At 48.8% G+C, this 15,628-nt stretch carries 11 protein-coding genes and 5 tRNA genes; 11 read left to right on the top strand and 5 right to left on the bottom strand.

Annotated features, from left to right (window positions below):
• The first annotated feature begins 2 nt into the window (after window positions 1-2).
• The 11 genes from ACO05E_RS13690 (at window position 3) to ACO05E_RS13740 (ending at window position 14,623) form a co-directional block, all read left to right on the top strand.
• Window positions 3-959, top strand: coding sequence for a metallophosphoesterase (locus ACO05E_RS13690; RefSeq protein ID WP_419813502.1), 957 nt, complete (start codon window positions 3-5; stop codon window positions 957-959).
• Between the two features lie 18 nt (window positions 960-977).
• Window positions 978-1,841, top strand: a complete 864-nt coding sequence (locus ACO05E_RS13695) for a rhomboid family intramembrane serine protease (RefSeq protein ID WP_419813503.1) — start codon at window positions 978-980, stop codon at window positions 1,839-1,841.
• 83 nt (window positions 1,842-1,924) lie between these two features.
• Complete coding sequence (locus ACO05E_RS13700; protein ID WP_419813504.1) at window positions 1,925-2,173, top strand: YeaC family protein; 249 nt, start codon at window positions 1,925-1,927, stop codon at window positions 2,171-2,173.
• A gap of 22 nt (window positions 2,174-2,195) precedes the next feature.
• Complete coding sequence (locus ACO05E_RS13705) at window positions 2,196-3,065, top strand: DUF2797 domain-containing protein (RefSeq protein ID WP_419813505.1); 870 nt, start codon at window positions 2,196-2,198, stop codon at window positions 3,063-3,065.
• A gap of 141 nt (window positions 3,066-3,206) precedes the next feature.
• Window positions 3,207-4,379, top strand: coding sequence for a conjugal transfer protein TraF (locus tag ACO05E_RS13710; RefSeq protein WP_419813506.1), 1,173 nt, complete (start codon window positions 3,207-3,209; stop codon window positions 4,377-4,379).
• A gap of 158 nt (window positions 4,380-4,537) precedes the next feature.
• Window positions 4,538-7,165, top strand: a complete 2,628-nt coding sequence (gene pepN, locus ACO05E_RS13715; RefSeq protein ID WP_419813507.1) for an aminopeptidase N — start codon at window positions 4,538-4,540, stop codon at window positions 7,163-7,165.
• Between the two features lie 69 nt (window positions 7,166-7,234).
• The gene (locus ACO05E_RS13720; protein WP_419813508.1) at window positions 7,235-8,605 is read left to right on the top strand and encodes a DUF1329 domain-containing protein; all 1,371 of its coding nucleotides are present in this window, start codon (window positions 7,235-7,237) and stop codon (window positions 8,603-8,605) included.
• Window positions 8,606-8,784: 179 nt separating this feature from the next.
• Window positions 8,785-9,996 carry a WD40/YVTN/BNR-like repeat-containing protein gene (locus tag ACO05E_RS13725; protein WP_419813509.1) on the top strand — a complete coding sequence of 404 codons (1,212 nt, stop codon included), beginning with the start codon at window positions 8,785-8,787 and terminating at the stop codon, window positions 9,994-9,996.
• A gap of 2 nt (window positions 9,997-9,998) precedes the next feature.
• A complete protein-coding gene (locus ACO05E_RS13730; protein ID WP_419813510.1) occupies window positions 9,999-12,482 on the top strand; it encodes an efflux RND transporter permease subunit in 2,484 nt (827 codons plus the stop codon).
• 104 nt (window positions 12,483-12,586) lie between these two features.
• A complete protein-coding gene (locus ACO05E_RS13735; RefSeq protein ID WP_419813511.1) occupies window positions 12,587-13,426 on the top strand; it encodes a hypothetical protein in 840 nt (279 codons plus the stop codon).
• Between the two features lie 171 nt (window positions 13,427-13,597).
• Window positions 13,598-14,623: an AraC family transcriptional regulator gene (locus ACO05E_RS13740; protein WP_419813512.1), complete on the top strand. Its 1,026-nt coding sequence runs from the start codon at window positions 13,598-13,600 to the stop codon at window positions 14,621-14,623.
• Window positions 14,624-15,011: 388 nt separating this feature from the next.
• Here ACO05E_RS13740 and ACO05E_RS13745 read toward each other — a convergent pair.
• The 5 genes from ACO05E_RS13745 to ACO05E_RS13765 all read right to left on the bottom strand — a co-directional run bounded on the left by ACO05E_RS13745 (window position 15,012) and on the right by ACO05E_RS13765 (window position 15,586).
• Window positions 15,012-15,088: transfer RNA gene (locus ACO05E_RS13745), tRNA-Asp, on the bottom strand.
• Between the two features lie 34 nt (window positions 15,089-15,122).
• A tRNA-Val gene (locus tag ACO05E_RS13750) sits at window positions 15,123-15,198 on the bottom strand.
• A gap of 107 nt (window positions 15,199-15,305) precedes the next feature.
• Window positions 15,306-15,382 (bottom strand) — tRNA-Asp (locus ACO05E_RS13755).
• Window positions 15,383-15,416: 34 nt separating this feature from the next.
• Window positions 15,417-15,492 (bottom strand) — tRNA-Val (locus ACO05E_RS13760).
• Between the two features lie 17 nt (window positions 15,493-15,509).
• A tRNA-Asp gene (locus ACO05E_RS13765) sits at window positions 15,510-15,586 on the bottom strand.
• Between the last annotated feature and the right edge of the window lie 42 nt (window positions 15,587-15,628).

Here is a 15,628-nt window from a genome sequence, read left to right on the forward strand (position 1 = left end):
TTATGCATCAGGGTTACGACTTAATTGGTGATATTCACGGTTGTGGTAACACGCTTATTCACTTGCTGGAACAAATGGGTTACAGCAAGAAAAACGGTGTTTACCAGCACCCCAGACGCAAAGTGGTGTTTCTTGGGGATATTGTCGATCGTGGGCCTAATATTCGTCTGGCCTGTCATATCGTGCGCGACATGGTCGACAACGGCCACGCCGAAATTGTGATGGGCAATCATGAATACAATGTTGTGACCTACTGCACCGAAGCACCAGCTGGAATGCGCCAGCCTTTTTTACGGCCACACACCAAACGTAATACTTTTATTGTCGAGCAAACCGTCGAGCAGTTTGCCAATCATCCTCACGATTTTAATGATTTCCTTGATTGGTTTGTTGAGCTGCCGCTGTTTCAGGAGTTTGATCACTTTCGTGTAGTGCATGCCTGCTGGGATCAGGCGATGATTGATGAGTTTATTGCCCGTTATGGTGGCAACCAGATGCACAAAGGCATGCTGGCAGAATCCGTTGATACCAGCTCGTTTATTTATAAATTCCTTGATCGCACCTTGCGTGGCACATCGCTGAAGTTACCGGATGGCCGTTCGATGACCGCTAAAGATGGTATGAAGCGTCAATTCTTCCGCACCAAGTTCTGGGCCGATACACCACAACGTTACAGCGACGTGGTGTTCCAGCCCGACCCTCTGCCAGAAGATATTCAACACGCCCAGCTGTCGGAACAGGAAAAACAACAGCTGCTGTTTTATGGCCCGGATGAAAAGCCACTGTTTATTGGTCATTACTGGATGTGGGGTATACCAGCCCCGATTGTGCCCAATATCGCTTGCCTTGATTACAGTGCGGTGAAATATGGTCGTTTAGTAGCCTACCGCATGGACACCGAACATCACCTTCAACCGGGTAAATTTACCTGGATGCGGGTCGAGAAAAGTGAGCGCTAGTGCGCACAGGTGAACGCAATGACTTCTTCACACGACCCGTTACTGGCTTTAGTGGCTGACCCTAAGGTGAATTTATCACCACTGACCCAACGCTTATGGGCCAATAAAATCCCCCATCGGGTGGTGGTACAAAACGGCAAACAATGTTTGCTGCTGGCCCGGGAAAGCGACCTGGCGCAGGTGAAAGTCTGGCTCGACGAATGGCAAAACAATCAGTTAGACCAGGCTGATCTGATTCCTGATTCCGCCGCTGGCTCCGGTGTTATGAAAGGTCTGTTGACGATTGTCGAAGCGCCGCTGGCCACCTTGTTTATCCCGCTGTTTGTTGCAGTGTTCTGCTGGATGTATATCAGTTCTGACTGGGGCCAGTGGTTGTTACTGGGTGAATCGCTGTGGCCACAGCAAAGGTTTGCTCTCAGCGCGTATGTGGAGATGGGGCTCTGGCAATTATGGCGGCCAACACTGCTGCATTTCTCAGTGATGCATATCCTGATGAATATGTTCTGGTGGTGGCTGCTGGCGCGCCGGATTGAACGTATTGATGGTAAGTTTGCCTTAATCAGTGTGATTCTGATCTGTGGTGTGTTTGGCAATGCCGCCCAATGGTGGTACGCCGGGCCCGGTTTTGGTGGTGCTTCCGGTGTGACCTTAGGTATGCTGGCCTGGGTTGCCAGCCGTCAGCGTCGGTTACAGCTGCCGTATCAACTGCCGTCTGCTTTACTGCCGATCATGGTGGGTTGGCTGTTGCTGACTCTGATGGGAGATACCATCGTCCCCGGATTGAGTGGCACTGCCCATGGTGCCCATTTTGGTGGCCTGCTGGCTGGGTTATTATGTGCCTTTGTCTGGCCTGCAAATAGCGCCTTACAATCAAATACTTAAAAGAACGATGACTCTGTACAAGACTAAATGCTTGATAAATAGACGCTTGATAAGCAGAGACAATTGATGAAACGAGAGATTCCATGACGTTAGATCAACTGATCCAATCTTTAACGCCCGAAGTGTATGAAAATCTGAAAAATGCCGTTGCCACCGGCCGCTGGCCTAATGGTATTCAGCTGAAAGACGGGCAACGGGAGCTGTGCATGGAAGCCATTCTGCATTATGAAAACAGCCACGATGTACCTGCTGATCAGCGTGTGGGTTACATTGACGGTGGTTGTAAATCATCGAAAGGTGATGACGATACCCAAACTCTGACGCTTCAGTAATCCGGGTCAGAGGACTTTTAATATGAGTGAATTCAGCGGCCATCTGCAAAAGATGGCGGCCCGTGCGGTGCCGTCTGAAAGTGGCGCAGATAGTTGTGCGGATCGTTGTGCGGATAGAGTGCAATACGATCTGATTCTCGATCAACAAGCTATTCCTTTAACTCCCTTTATTGGTAAAACCATCCGCTTGGAATACGTGGGTGATATTCACTGCTGCCACTGTGGTCGTAAGAGCAAAAAAAGCTTTGGTCAGGGCTATTGTTACCCCTGTTTCAGCAAACTGGCGCAGTGTGACTCCTGCATGATGAGCCCGGAAAAATGCCATTTCCATCTGGGTACCTGTCGTGAACCAGAGTGGGCGAAACAGGTGTGTTTTAACGAACATATTGTCTATCTGGCAAACTCATCCGGCGTTAAAGTAGGCATTACCCGGGCAACTCAGGTGCCAGTGCGTTGGCTGGATCAAGGAGCGACTCAGGCCTTACCGGTTGCCCGGGTGGCAACACGCAAACAGTCGGGTTTGATTGAAGACTGTCTGCGGCAGGATATTGCTGATAAAACCAACTGGCGGGCCATGTTAAAAGGCAATGCTGAGGCGGTGGATTTAGAAGCCGAGCGGGATCGATTGTTTGATTTATTCAGTCCACAACTAAACTCGATCATTGCTAATGAAAACCCGGGTGATATCGAGCTGTTATACGACACCGCGGCGTATGCTTTTGAATTCCCGGTTGAGCAGTTTCCAGCCAAAATCACCAGTTTTAATTTGGATAAAAATCCGCTAGTGGAAGGAAAGTTAGAAGGTATTAAAGGTCAATATTTAATATTGGACAGCGGAGTGATTAATATCCGTAAATTCACTTCTTATTCCGTGTCTGTCAGCTTTTCGTAAAAGCAGATGATTAAACTTTGTAAAAAGGCCGCTGCTGAGCGGCCTTTTTTGTGGCTTCAGAACGGTTTTGCGGGAATTGCATATTTATAATCCGATGTCTGAGTAGCATGGCTGTTTTTTATAACGTAAGGGAAGCGCGCTATGTTGATGAAACACAAACTATGCTTGGTGATTAGTGGCCTAATGGCCAGCTCCGCATCACTGGCGGCCATTCAGGTGGCCGATAGTCGAGGTAATGGTATGGGTTTTACTGGGGTCTCCAGTGCTAACTATTTAGCGGCTCCTTTTTATAACCCTTCTCTGGTTGCCAATCATGCTGAATCAGCCGATGTTCGTCTGATGCTACCCGTTATTGGTGCGGGTGAGCGTGATGATGACGAAGTGACCGATGCTTCAGATGCACTGTTTGACACTTATGAAGACTTCAAATTTGAACAGGTTGTTAATGGCTCCGCTTCGCAAGAAACTATTGATGAACTGAATGCCGGTTTAAATGACCTGGCAGGTGAGAAAGAAGCTTCAGTTACTGCAACCTATGGTTTTGCTGTTGCGATTCCAGGACTATTTTCGGAGCAGGGAATATCAGCTAATTTCTTTGGTCGACGTTATGGTGAGGCGATTAATATTAATCAGGTTCTGCCGCAGCTGGGGGCTGGCGAGCAGGCAGCAGAGCTTCGCTATGATTCATCCAATCACCTGACAACTGCCTTTGAGTATTACGAATACGGCGCTTCACTTGCCAAGAATTTTACCTATAACAACCATCAGTTCTCTCTGGGTGTTTCGCCTAAATATCAGCGTTTATTTACCTATGTTGAAACGCCGGATTTTGGCGACCTGGATCTGATCACTTATGAAAACTCCGTGCATGAGTCTTCCTTAAATGTCGATCTGGGGGCTACCTGGTATAAAGACCAATGGCGTGTAGCTGCGGTTGTGAAAGATCTGTTTAAGCAAACAATAGAAACTCAGTTGTATGATTACGAATATGAACTGGGGCCACAAGTGACTCTGGGCGGATCTTATGTCAGTCACTATTTTACCGCGGCATTAGATATTGATGTGACTAAGCAAAAACGCTTTAGCCATGTGGATGATGATACTCGCTTAATCAGCCTGGGAGTTGAAGGTAATGCCTGGGATTGGGTGCAACTGCGTGCCGGTTATCAGATCGATCTCGAAAATACATTCGATAATACCGTGACCTTTGGTTTAGGCTTAAGTCCGTTTAATTTGCTTAATCTGGACTTGGCCGTTGCCTTTGCTGATGAAGAGGAAGGTGCGGTATCGGCAGGTTTATCGTTTACATTTTAATTTATCAGTCTGAACATAATCATTCAAAAGCGACCTTCGGGTCGCTTTTTTCTTGGAGTTTGTTAATTGCCCGGATTTCCTTCCGCAAAACAGGTGTCAGCCAGATAGCGAACAGGTAATATCAACGCATTATTGCAACAAGATATTCCGAGGCCATCATGCGTGATGCACAACCACAAGCGATTTTCCTGAAAGATTACCAGCAGCCTGCATACTGGATTGAACGTACTGAGCTGACGTTTGAATTGCAGGCGGAATTTACGCTTGTGACGTCACAATTACAGCTGACCTGTAACGATGACGTTGCTCAGGATGGCAGCCTGACATTACATGGTCAGGAGCTGGAATTATTATCGGTTGTGATTGATGGGGTGGAGCAAAGTGGCGATCAATATCAGTTGGATGATGAGTCACTGACGCTGCAAGGGCTGGCTGAAAATCCGGTCGTTACCATTAAAACGCGCATTTATCCTCATAAAAATACTGCACTGGAAGGCCTGTATCAGTCGGGTTCTATGTATTGCACCCAGTGCGAGGCCGAAGGTTTCCGCCGTATCACCTATTATCTGGATCGCCCGGATGTGATGTCGGTGTTTACTACCCATATTATTGCCGATGCGGCTCAGTATCCGGTGTTGTTATCGAACGGCAATCTGATTGCAGAGCAAACGCTGGCTAATGGCACGAAGCAAGTCAGCTGGAATGACCCACATAAAAAACCGGCGTATTTATTTGCGTTAGTTGCCGGTGATTTGCAGGTTAAAGAAGATACTTTTACCACGATGTCGGGTCGCGAAGTGGCGCTGAAAATTTTTGTTGAGCCACAAAATATCGACAAAACGGACTACGCACTGGATGCGTTAAAACGCTCCATGAAGTGGGACGAAGAGCGCTATGGTCGGGAATACGATCTGGATATCTTTATGATTGTCGCGGTTGATGACTTCAACATGGGGGCAATGGAAAACAAAGGGCTCAATATCTTTAATTCTTCTTGTGTGTTGGCCAATCCTGCGACGGCGACCGATGCTGCTTATCAGCGCATTGAAGCCATTGTCGCGCATGAATATTTCCACAACTGGTCGGGCAACCGGGTGACCTGCCGTGACTGGTTCCAACTGAGTTTAAAAGAAGGTTTTACCGTTTTTCGTGATGCCTGTTTCTCCGCCGATATGAATTCGGCCACGGTGAAGCGTATCGAAGACGCCCGTATTATGCGTACGGTGCAGTTTGCTGAAGATGCCGGCCCCATGGCGCACCCGGTACAACCGGATTCTTTTATCGAAATTTCCAACTTCTACACCGTTACGATTTATGAAAAAGGTGCTGAAGTAGTGGGGATGCAGCGCAAAATTCTTGGCAATGACGGCTTCCGCAAAGGTTCGGATCTGTATTTTGACCGTCATGATGGTCAGGCGGTGACCATTTATGATTTCACTCAGGCGATGGAAGATGCCAACGGCGTTGATCTCACCTTATTTAAACGCTGGTACAAACAGGCGGGTACGCCGGTGGTATCGGTTTCAAGCGAATACGATGCCGATCAGCAGCAGTTGTCTTTAACCCTCAAGCAACGTTGTCCGGATACTCCGGGGCAAACCGATAAACAACCGATGTGGATTCCGGTTCAGCTTGGGTTGCTGGATAGCCGTGGTCAGGACTTACCTATTGTGGTTGAACCGGCAGCGGCATGGACCCAAGCGAGTCAGGTGTTACATTTGACTGAAGCTGAGCAGACCTTTGTGTTCTCCAATGTTGCTGAGCAGCCGGTGGTTTCACTGTTCCGTGATTTCTCCGCGCCAGTGAAGGTGGAATTTGATCAAAGCCGGGATGAGTTGTTGTTCCTGTTGCAGCACGATAGCGATGGGTTTAATCGTTGGGATGCCGGTCAGCGGCTGATGTTGCATTGGGTTGAGAACGCCATGGCGGGGGACTTTACTCTGGATTTGGCGGCTGAGCAGGCATTACGTTCTTTGTTGTTGGATCCGGCGCTGGATCCGGCCATGGTGGCGTATTTGCTGACCTTGCCATCTGAGTCGTATATCGCCGAGTTCTCCTCGGAGATTGATCCTCAGGCGATTTATCAGGCGCGTAAACAGGTACGTGAAACACTGGCCCAGGCTCTGGTTACTGACTTTAAAGCTGTGTATCAGCGTTTATCAGCCGCTGTTGCTTATGCTCCGGAACCACGCCAGATGTCAGCCCGGGCATTGAAAAATCTGGCCTTGAGCTATTGGGCGCTGGCGGATGCTGACGGTGTGCAGCAGGCACAGCAGCAATATCAGCAAGCCGACAATATGACGGATCAGATGGCAGCGCTTGTGACACTGATCAACAGTGGTGAGCTGGCATTGGCAGAAGATTATCTGCAGCGTTTTTATCAGCAATGGCAGGATGATGTGCTGGTGGTGAATCAGTGGCTGGCTGCTCAGGCGGGTTCATCACAACTGGCCAATGCTGAGTTTGTGACGACGTTGCTGCAACACGACGCTTTTGATTGGCGCAATCCGAATAAAGTTCGCTCGGTGATTGGCGCCTTTGCCAATCAGGCGTTGTGTCATTTTCATGCTATCGATGGCTCGGGTTACCGCCTGCTGGCCGATGCGGTGATTCGGCTGAATGCTTCAAACCCCCAGATTGCGGCGCGTTTATTGGCACCACTGACAAAATGGAAGCGGCTTATCCCGCAACAAGGGCAACAAATGAAAGCAGAATTAGAACGGATTATGGCCCAATCGGATTTGTCAAAAGACGTCTACGAAGTTGTCAGTAAGAGTTTGGTTTGAGCATAAAGTCATAATTCTTTATGCTTGGACGAAAATAAACCGTATAAGCGGTGTCGTTGAGGTCGCAAAATGAAGAAAAATAATTGGATCGCGACAAGTGCACTTGCACTGTCTTTGGCAGCATCTTCTGCTATGGGGGCTGTATCAGTTAAAGAAGCCGAGCGTCTGAAAGGGGAACTGACGCCAATGGGCGCAGAACGCGCTGGCAATAAAACCGGTGATATTCCAGCCTGGCGTGGTGGTCTGAGTTTACCGCCAGCCGGTTATTCCGAAGTTGGCCAGCATCACCCTGACCCTTTCTCTGATGATCAGCCATTGTTTGTGATTACCGCTGCTAACATGCAGCAATACGAACAATTCCTGACCGACGGCCAGAAAGGCTTATTCAAAACCTATCCGGATACCTTCCGGATGCCGATCTATAAAACCCGTCGTACCGCGGCCGCACCTGAGTGGGTATACGACAATATCTACAAAAATGCCTTACGGGCTGAGCTGGCTGAAAATGGTAACGGTTTATTGTATGCCTATGGTGGTATCCCGTTCCCGATTGCCAAAAATGGCTTAGAAGCTATCTGGAATCACATTACCCGCTGGCGGGGAGTGTACCTGTCACGTCGTTCGTCAGAAGTGGCAGTACATACCGATGGTGATTATTCACTGGTAACCGTGCAGCAGAACGTTGAATTTAACTACTATCGCCCGGATCGCACTGTCGATGATCTGGATAATATTCTGTTTTATTACCAGTCACTGACCAAAGCGCCAGCACGACTGGCGGGTGGCGCTGTATTAGTGCATGAAACCCTCAATCAGGTTGACGAAGCACGTCAGTCCTGGGGTTATAATGCCGGTCAGCGCCGTGTTCGCCGGGCACCGAACCTGGCATACGATACTCCGATTGCCGCTGCTGATGGCCTGCGTTATGCCGATGATACCGATATGTATAACGGCTCACCGGATCGCTATAACTGGAAATTGGTGGGCAAAAAAGAAATCTATATTCCCTATAACAATTATAAGCTGAGCTCAAATCAAGCCAAATACGACGATGTGCTGCAGCCGGGGCATATCAACCCGGATTACACACGTTATGAAAAACACCGGGTATGGGTGGTTGAGGCAACGTTAAAAGACGGTGTGCGTCATGTATATCATAAGCGTCGTTTCTTTCTGGATGAAGATACCTGGGGAGCAGTGGCCATTGATCAATACGATGCCGCTGGAGATTTATGGCGCGTCAGTCTGGCGTACCTGAAAACCTATTATGAATTACCGGTGACCTGGACCACGCTGGATGTTTTCCATGATCTGAAAGCAAAACGCTATCACGTTCAGGGAATGGACAGCGAAGAGAAAGCAACTATTGATTTCAGCCAGAAGCCACCGGGTGAGCGTTATTTCACGCCGTCGGAGTTGCGCCGACGAGGTCGACGTTAATTTGGGTGATAAAAACGGATGGCAATAAGCCATCCGTTTTTATATAAGATGCGCTTCAGGGGAGGCTGTTACAGCACGGTGATGTGTTAACATTTTGTAACATGCTGAAGTTAGTCATTAACAAATGTGTCGGCTAGACTAGCCGCCTTCCGACATTAGTATAAAAAACGGAGCTACTTATGTTATTTAGTTTGGGACGACCACAATCAGGCGTAAAAGCTGGTGGCTTCGCCGCTACTCGCCGGATGCTGGTTATTCTGACCCTGTTTATTGCCCAGTTTGCTCAGGCTGGCTGGCAAGACCCGCTTGAAACACCTTCGGCATCCACTGCCAAAGCGCATCAGACTCTATTGCTGGATATTACCCGTGCCGGTGATCGCTTAGTAGCGGTTGGTAGTCATGGTCATGTGATTTATTCCGATGACAATGGCAGCAGCTGGAATCAGGGTAAAGTGCCGGTCAGTGTAACGCTGACGGCGGTGTATTTTGCATCTCCTGAAGCCGGTTGGGCAGTTGGCCACGATGGCGTGATTCTGGTAACAAAAGACGGCGGCCAAAACTGGAGTCGTGAGTTTGATGGTTACAAGGCCAACAAAGCCATTGTGATTGCGGCTAAAGAAAAAGAAGACGCATTAGCGGATGCGCTGACACAGGCACAGGCAGCCGCTGATGATGTTGCCATTGAAGAAGCTGAAATGGCGCTTGAGGAAGCTACTTACTCGCGCGAAGACGCTGAATATGATGAAGAAACCGGTTCAACCAAGCCGTTTTTGGATGTGTGGTTCTACGACGCTAAACGTGGTTATGCCATTGGTGCCTACGGTATGTTCTTCTACACCGACAATGGCGGCAAAAGCTGGGTTGATGTGTCAGCGCGTATGCCAAACCCAGAGCGTTTACACCTGAACGGTATCTCTCTGGTTGGTAATCGTTCTCTGGTGGTTGTCGGTGAAATGGGTCTGGTGATGCGTTCTGATGATCTGGGCAAAACCTGGCGCCGTACCCCATCTCCTTATGAAGGTTCTCTGTTTGGCTTAGTCAATGCTGGTGAGCAGCAATTGCTATTTGGTCTGCGTGGTCACGTATTCAGCTCAGCTGACGGTGGTATCACCTGGAACGAACTGGAGACCGGTAGCGAACAGACCTTGTTATCTGGTTATGTTGGCCGTAAAAACACCTTATTAGTCGGCAATGCCGGTTCTGTCATTTTGTTTGATCAGTCATTAAAAAACAGTCGTACCTTGATTCTTGCCGGGCGTAAAGCTTCTGCGGCAGCAGTTGAAGCCAGCGATGGTAGTTTTGTCATTGTTGGTGAAGCAGGCGTTCAGCGTCTGAACGCTAAGGGTGAATTAATGGATCAAAGTATTAGTATGGCTGCGGGAGATTTCTGATCATGTCTGAACAAAAGCATCATTTTTCCTCGGAGCCAGAGCACTTTATTCTGTCTCCTGAAACCGAACCTATGCTGGAGCGTTTGTTCTTTAACAATCGCTTCCTGGTATTAATCATTCTGGCAGCGCTGACCGCTGTTTTTGCCTATGGCTTAACCAAGGTACGGTTAGATTCCAGTATTGAAAAATACATTCCGCTGAATCATGAGTACATCCAGAACTTCCTGGTGCATAAAGATTCCCTGAACAGCGGCGTGGCCAACGTCAAAATTTCTGTCGAAGCCACTGAAGGTGAAATCTTTACCAAGGAATACATGGAAACGTTGAGTAAAATCAACGATGACGTGTTCTTTGTTCCTGGTGTTGACCGTTCTGCGATGCAGTCTTTATGGACGCCAAACACGCGTTGGACGGAAGTGACTGAAGAAGGCTTCCAGGGCGGCCCGGTAATCCCGAGTACTTACAGTGGCGACGCTGAAAGTCTTGAAAAGGTTCGTCAGAACGTACTGAAATCCGGTCAGGTTGGTCGCTTGGTGGCGAACGACTTCCGTTCTTCCATTATTGATGTGCCGCTGATCGAAAAAGATCCGGAAACCGGTGAAAAGCTGAACTACCAGCAGTTCTCTCACGATCTGGAAGAAAAGATCCGCGCTAAATACGGCAATGATAAGTATCGTATTTATATCACCGGTACCCCGAAAAAACTGGGTGACCTGTTAGATGGTGCGGTGAAGATTGGTTTCTTCTTCCTGGCAGCGGCAATCGCAACTTTTGTTCTTTTATTCCTGTATTCCCGCTGTATCCGCGGCACCATTGTTCCGATTCTGGCTTCTCTGGTTGCTGTTATCTGGCAGTTAGGTGCACTGGCACTGATGGGTTACACCATCGACCTGTACTCAGTACTGGTTCCGTTCCTGGTGTTTGCGATTGGTATCAGTCATGCCGTTCAGATTATCTCCGGTATTGCGATTGAAGCCGGTAAGGGTGAAAACAAACTGATGGCGGCACGTAAGGCGTTCCGTGGTTTGTATGTTCCGGGCATGTTGGCACTGTTAAGTGATGGTATGGGCTTCCTGACGCTGTTGTTCATTGATATCGGTGTGATTCAGGAACTGGCAATTGCTGCGTCTGTGGGTGTTGCCATGATTATTGTCACCAACCTGATTCTGCTGCCGATTGTGATGTCTTACATTGGTATCAGCCAGAGCGGTATTCGTCACGCTGAGAAAACTGAAAAGTCTGAGCCTAAATTATGGAAAGTCTTGTCTCACTTTGCTTCCGCTAAAGTGGCACCTTTCCCGATTGCTATTGCTATTGCGATGGCTATTGGTGGTTACTTCGTCAGTCAGGATCTGAAAATCGGTGACCTGGATAAAGGTGCGCCGGAGCTGCGTGCAGACTCCCGTTACAACCTGGATAACGACTTTATGGTTAGCAACTACTCAACCAGCTCAGATTTACTGGTTGTGATGGTTGAGACGGCTAAAGAGCAGTGTAACGCTTATAAAGTAATGGACGCCGTTGACCGCTTTATGTGGCATATGGAAAACGTTCCGGGCGTGCAATCAACCACGTCTCTGGTGACCGTTTCCAAGCTGGTGACCAAAGCGATGAACGAAGGCAACCTGAACTGGTCTTCACTGTCACGTAACCAAACTATTCTGAATACTTCCATTCAGCGTGCGCCAAGCTCGTTACTGAATGCTGAGTGTTCAATGGCACCCGTAATTGTGTACCTGAATGACCATAAAGCTGAAACGCTGGAAACAGCCGTTCAGGCAGTCGAAGCTTTCAAAGCGGATTACGACGACAGTGTGGATCAGAAGTACTTCAGCTACACCATCGATCAGATTGATCAGGCCATTGCTGATGGTGAAATTGATTCTGTACCGGTTCGTTTCCAGCTGGCTTCCGGTAATGCTGGTATCGAAGCAGCCACCAACCAGGTAATTGGTGACGCTCAGAACACCATGCTGATCTTTGTTTACGTGGTGGTGTTTGTGCTGTGTTTCGCAACCTTCCGCTCATTGCCGGCCGTTGCTTGTATCATTATTCCACTGGCACTGACTTCTATTCTGAGTCAGGCGCTGATGACCTGGTTAGGCATTGGTGTAAAAGTGGCTACATTGCCGGTGATTGCGCTGGGTGTGGGTATTGGTGTGGATTACGGTATCTATATCTACAGCCGCTTAGAAGTGATGATTATTGCTGGTAAGTCGCTGCAGGAGTCTTTCCTGGAAACTCTGAAATCAACGGGTAAGGCGGTGAGCTTCACCGGTGTGACACTGGCGATTGGTGTGGCGACCTGGATTTTCTCTCCGATTAAGTTCCAGGCCGATATGGGTATCCTGCTGACCTTTATGTTCCTGTGGAACATGCTGGGTGCACTGGTTCTGTTGCCAGCACTGGCACACTTCCTGTTAAGTCCAGAGCGTATCCGTAAGCGTCATGCTAATCAGCATGGTGTGGTACCTCCAGCAGGTTAATCGCAAGCTGATCAAAAAGCGGTGTTCGCTTGATGCACTAAGCATTAAGATAACACCGCTTTTTTTATGCCCTGAATTTACTGAATAAACCTCTGAGGAATGGAATGAAAAGTCGTCTAGGTCTGGATGCTGAATTGCCGGTGGTGGATATTGTCAAAGAAGCCATTGATTTACTGTGGAGTAAGCGCCGCGATGTGATTCAGATGTTTTTGCCCGCTTTGTTATTGCTCTCTGCGATCGACTGGGCGACTCAGCACTTTTTTGCCGCGGCTGAAAACGAAGAAATGGTCACATTTGAACCGGAGCAACTGATTTTTATGCTCTGTTCTCTGGTCTTAAGTATTTTATTGGCGACAGCCTGTCACCGTTTTACGTTACTGCCGAAAGAACAATGGAATAAAAACGCGATTCACCGCTTCGGTCGCAATGAATTCAGCTATCTGCTGCGTGGTATTCAGATTGGTGTGCTGTGCTCAGTGGCCTTTTTTATTCTGATGCTGGGAACGATGGCGCTGGTTGGTGAAGAGCGGGTTTTTGTGGCCGTCGCACTGGCCATTATGGTGGTTTTATACGTTTGGTCGCGTTTGTCGATCACATTGCCAGAAGTTGCACTGGGTCAGCGTTCTCCGCTGAGTCGCGCTTGGAGTATGAGCCAGGGTAATGGCAGTCGGCTGGTTGTGGTGGTTTGGGTGGTGCCTATTGTGATGTCAGCGCCTTTCTGGTTGGCCTTTGCGATTGCCGATTCGATTGGTTTGTTTAACTATATTGCGGCATTTGGTGTGTACCTGACGACACTGGTTGGTCTGGTGATGCTGTCGTTATCGTATCAGTTTTTGCAGCACTTTTATGATGAAGGGCAGGGTGATAAGAACCTGGATGAGAAGCAAGACTACCAGGAGCACACAAGTTCGGACCGTTCTTCTGATGACGGTTTTGATGCCTGAGCCTGGTGCCTGAGTTTGGTGCCTGAGTTTGGTGCCTGAGTTTGGTGCCTGAGTTTGGTGCCTGAGTTTGGTGCCTGAGTTTGGTGCCTGAGTTTGGTGCCTGAGTTTGATGCCTGAGCTTGGTGTTGATGCTTGGGCTTGGGGTTAGGCTTAAAATGAAGAGCATTAATTATGAAGCTGGGTGATGTCTCGGTTGCCATTGTTGAGGTGATGGGCCGAGCAGTGGAATCACTGGGAGGTAGTCCGGCAGCGCAGTTTGATCAATACCAGCTTGATGAAGTGAAGTTGAATTCACCCGATGCGCGCATCAGCATTCCCCGCTTTATGCGGCTGGGCCACGCCTGTATTGAGGCGCATCAGGTGCCTTGGTTGGGTCTCGAAATGGGCCGCCTGACATCGCCCGGAACGCTGGGGTTGGCGGGGTTGGTAGCGCAGACGGCTCCGGATATCAAAACGGCGTGTGCTGCCATTACCGAGTTCGAGTTGTTATCTAGCTTTAATGCCCGTGGGCGTTCGCAGTTCTTTCTTGAAGGCGGTCAGGGTGTTGCCAACTTTTATTCAATCAGTCCATACAATGAGTACAACCTGTTTGTTGTGGATTCGGTGTTGGCCGGTTGGGCTTGCATGCTGGAGTGGTTATCCGGACGTCGGGATTTATTGCAGCGAGTGGAGTTTGAATTTGATGCGCCGGACTATGTTGAACGCTATTCGCAATATTTCGATTGTGATGTTCAGTTTGGCGCAGAGCGTAATGCCGTTGTGATCCACGATTGGGCGCTGTCACTGCCGTTGGTGCATCGTTGTGCATCAACCTATCATGGCTTAAAACAATTGGCAGAGCGTGAATTGGAGCGTGTTCGCTTAGGGTTGAGTTTCCGGGAAGTGATCGAGCGGGCAATAGGCCCCTTGCTCAAAGGAAAAACGCCAACCCTGGAAGATGTGAGTCAGCGCCTCAATATGCCTCCCTGGACTATTCGCCGACGGCTCACGGGAGAGGGTATCAGCTTTCAGCAGGTGATGAATGATACCCGGCGTGACCTGGCGGTCAGTTATGTGCGGGATACGTCGTTAACGCTGGGAGAGATTGCCTATTTGCTGGGATTTGGCTCAACGGCGGCGTTTCAGCGGGCCTTTAAACGATGGACCGGGCAGGCGCCCGGTCGTTTCAGAGAAGTTTTCCGGAATCGCAGTCATTGATACGCGATTCCGGTTTGGCTGGGTTACAGCTCAACTGCGTCGTCGATGTCGTCTTCGTAATCGTCGTATGCGACATCCAGCAGATCTTCAATATAATCAGACATAATGTCCTCCTTCTTTTCCTCAGTATCTTGCAGTTCAGTCTCCGTTTCTGAACTTCTGACAATGGTTTGTCATACTTAACAAAGCATCACTTATGCCAGTTTGCTAATCATAACGAATTTGACTTGTTGGTCAACAAAGTGAATCTGATCAGAATCCATTGATTGCACAAACCGGATCGAAAAAACAATAACGTAAGTAGATGAACAGCAGATGACAAATATCGAATCAACAGAAGAAATCTGGATTTGAATTTAAGAAATGATAATAGGATATAGATAAGAAATGGCGGACTGGACGGGACTCGAACCCGCGACCCCCGGCGTGACAGGCCGGTATTCTAACCAACTGAACTACCAGTCCGCATAAGTCACATTATTTAACCACTTTGAGGTAGTGGTGGGTGATGACGGGATCGAACCGCCGACCCTCTGCTTGTAAGGCAGATGCTCTCCCAGCTGAGCTAATCACCCAAAAGTTTTACATCTCTGAGAAGATGGCGTACTGGATTGGGCGGCATTCCGAGGACTCGCCGTGAGCCAATATAGTTCGCAATATAATTTTACTTCTTATAAGAAGATGGCGGACTGGACGGGACTCGAACCCGCGACCCCCGGCGTGACAGGCCGGTATTCTAACCAACTGAACTACCAGTCCGCATAAGTCACAATGTTTAACCACTTTGAGGTAGTGGTGGGTGATGACGGGATCGAACCGCCGACCCTCTGCTTGTAAGGCAGATGCTCTCCCAGCTGAGCTAATCACCCATTTTGATTTAAGAAAATGGCGGACTGGACGGGACTCGAACCCGCGACCCCCGGCGTGACAGGCCGGTATTCTAACCAACTGAACTACCAGTCCACTTCCTAAATCGCTCGTTTTTACGGTAACAATTACTCAAAG

It is taken from the genome of Bacterioplanoides sp. (assembly GCF_965226395.1).
Classification (GTDB): domain Bacteria; phylum Pseudomonadota; class Gammaproteobacteria; order Pseudomonadales; family Oceanobacteraceae; genus Bacterioplanoides.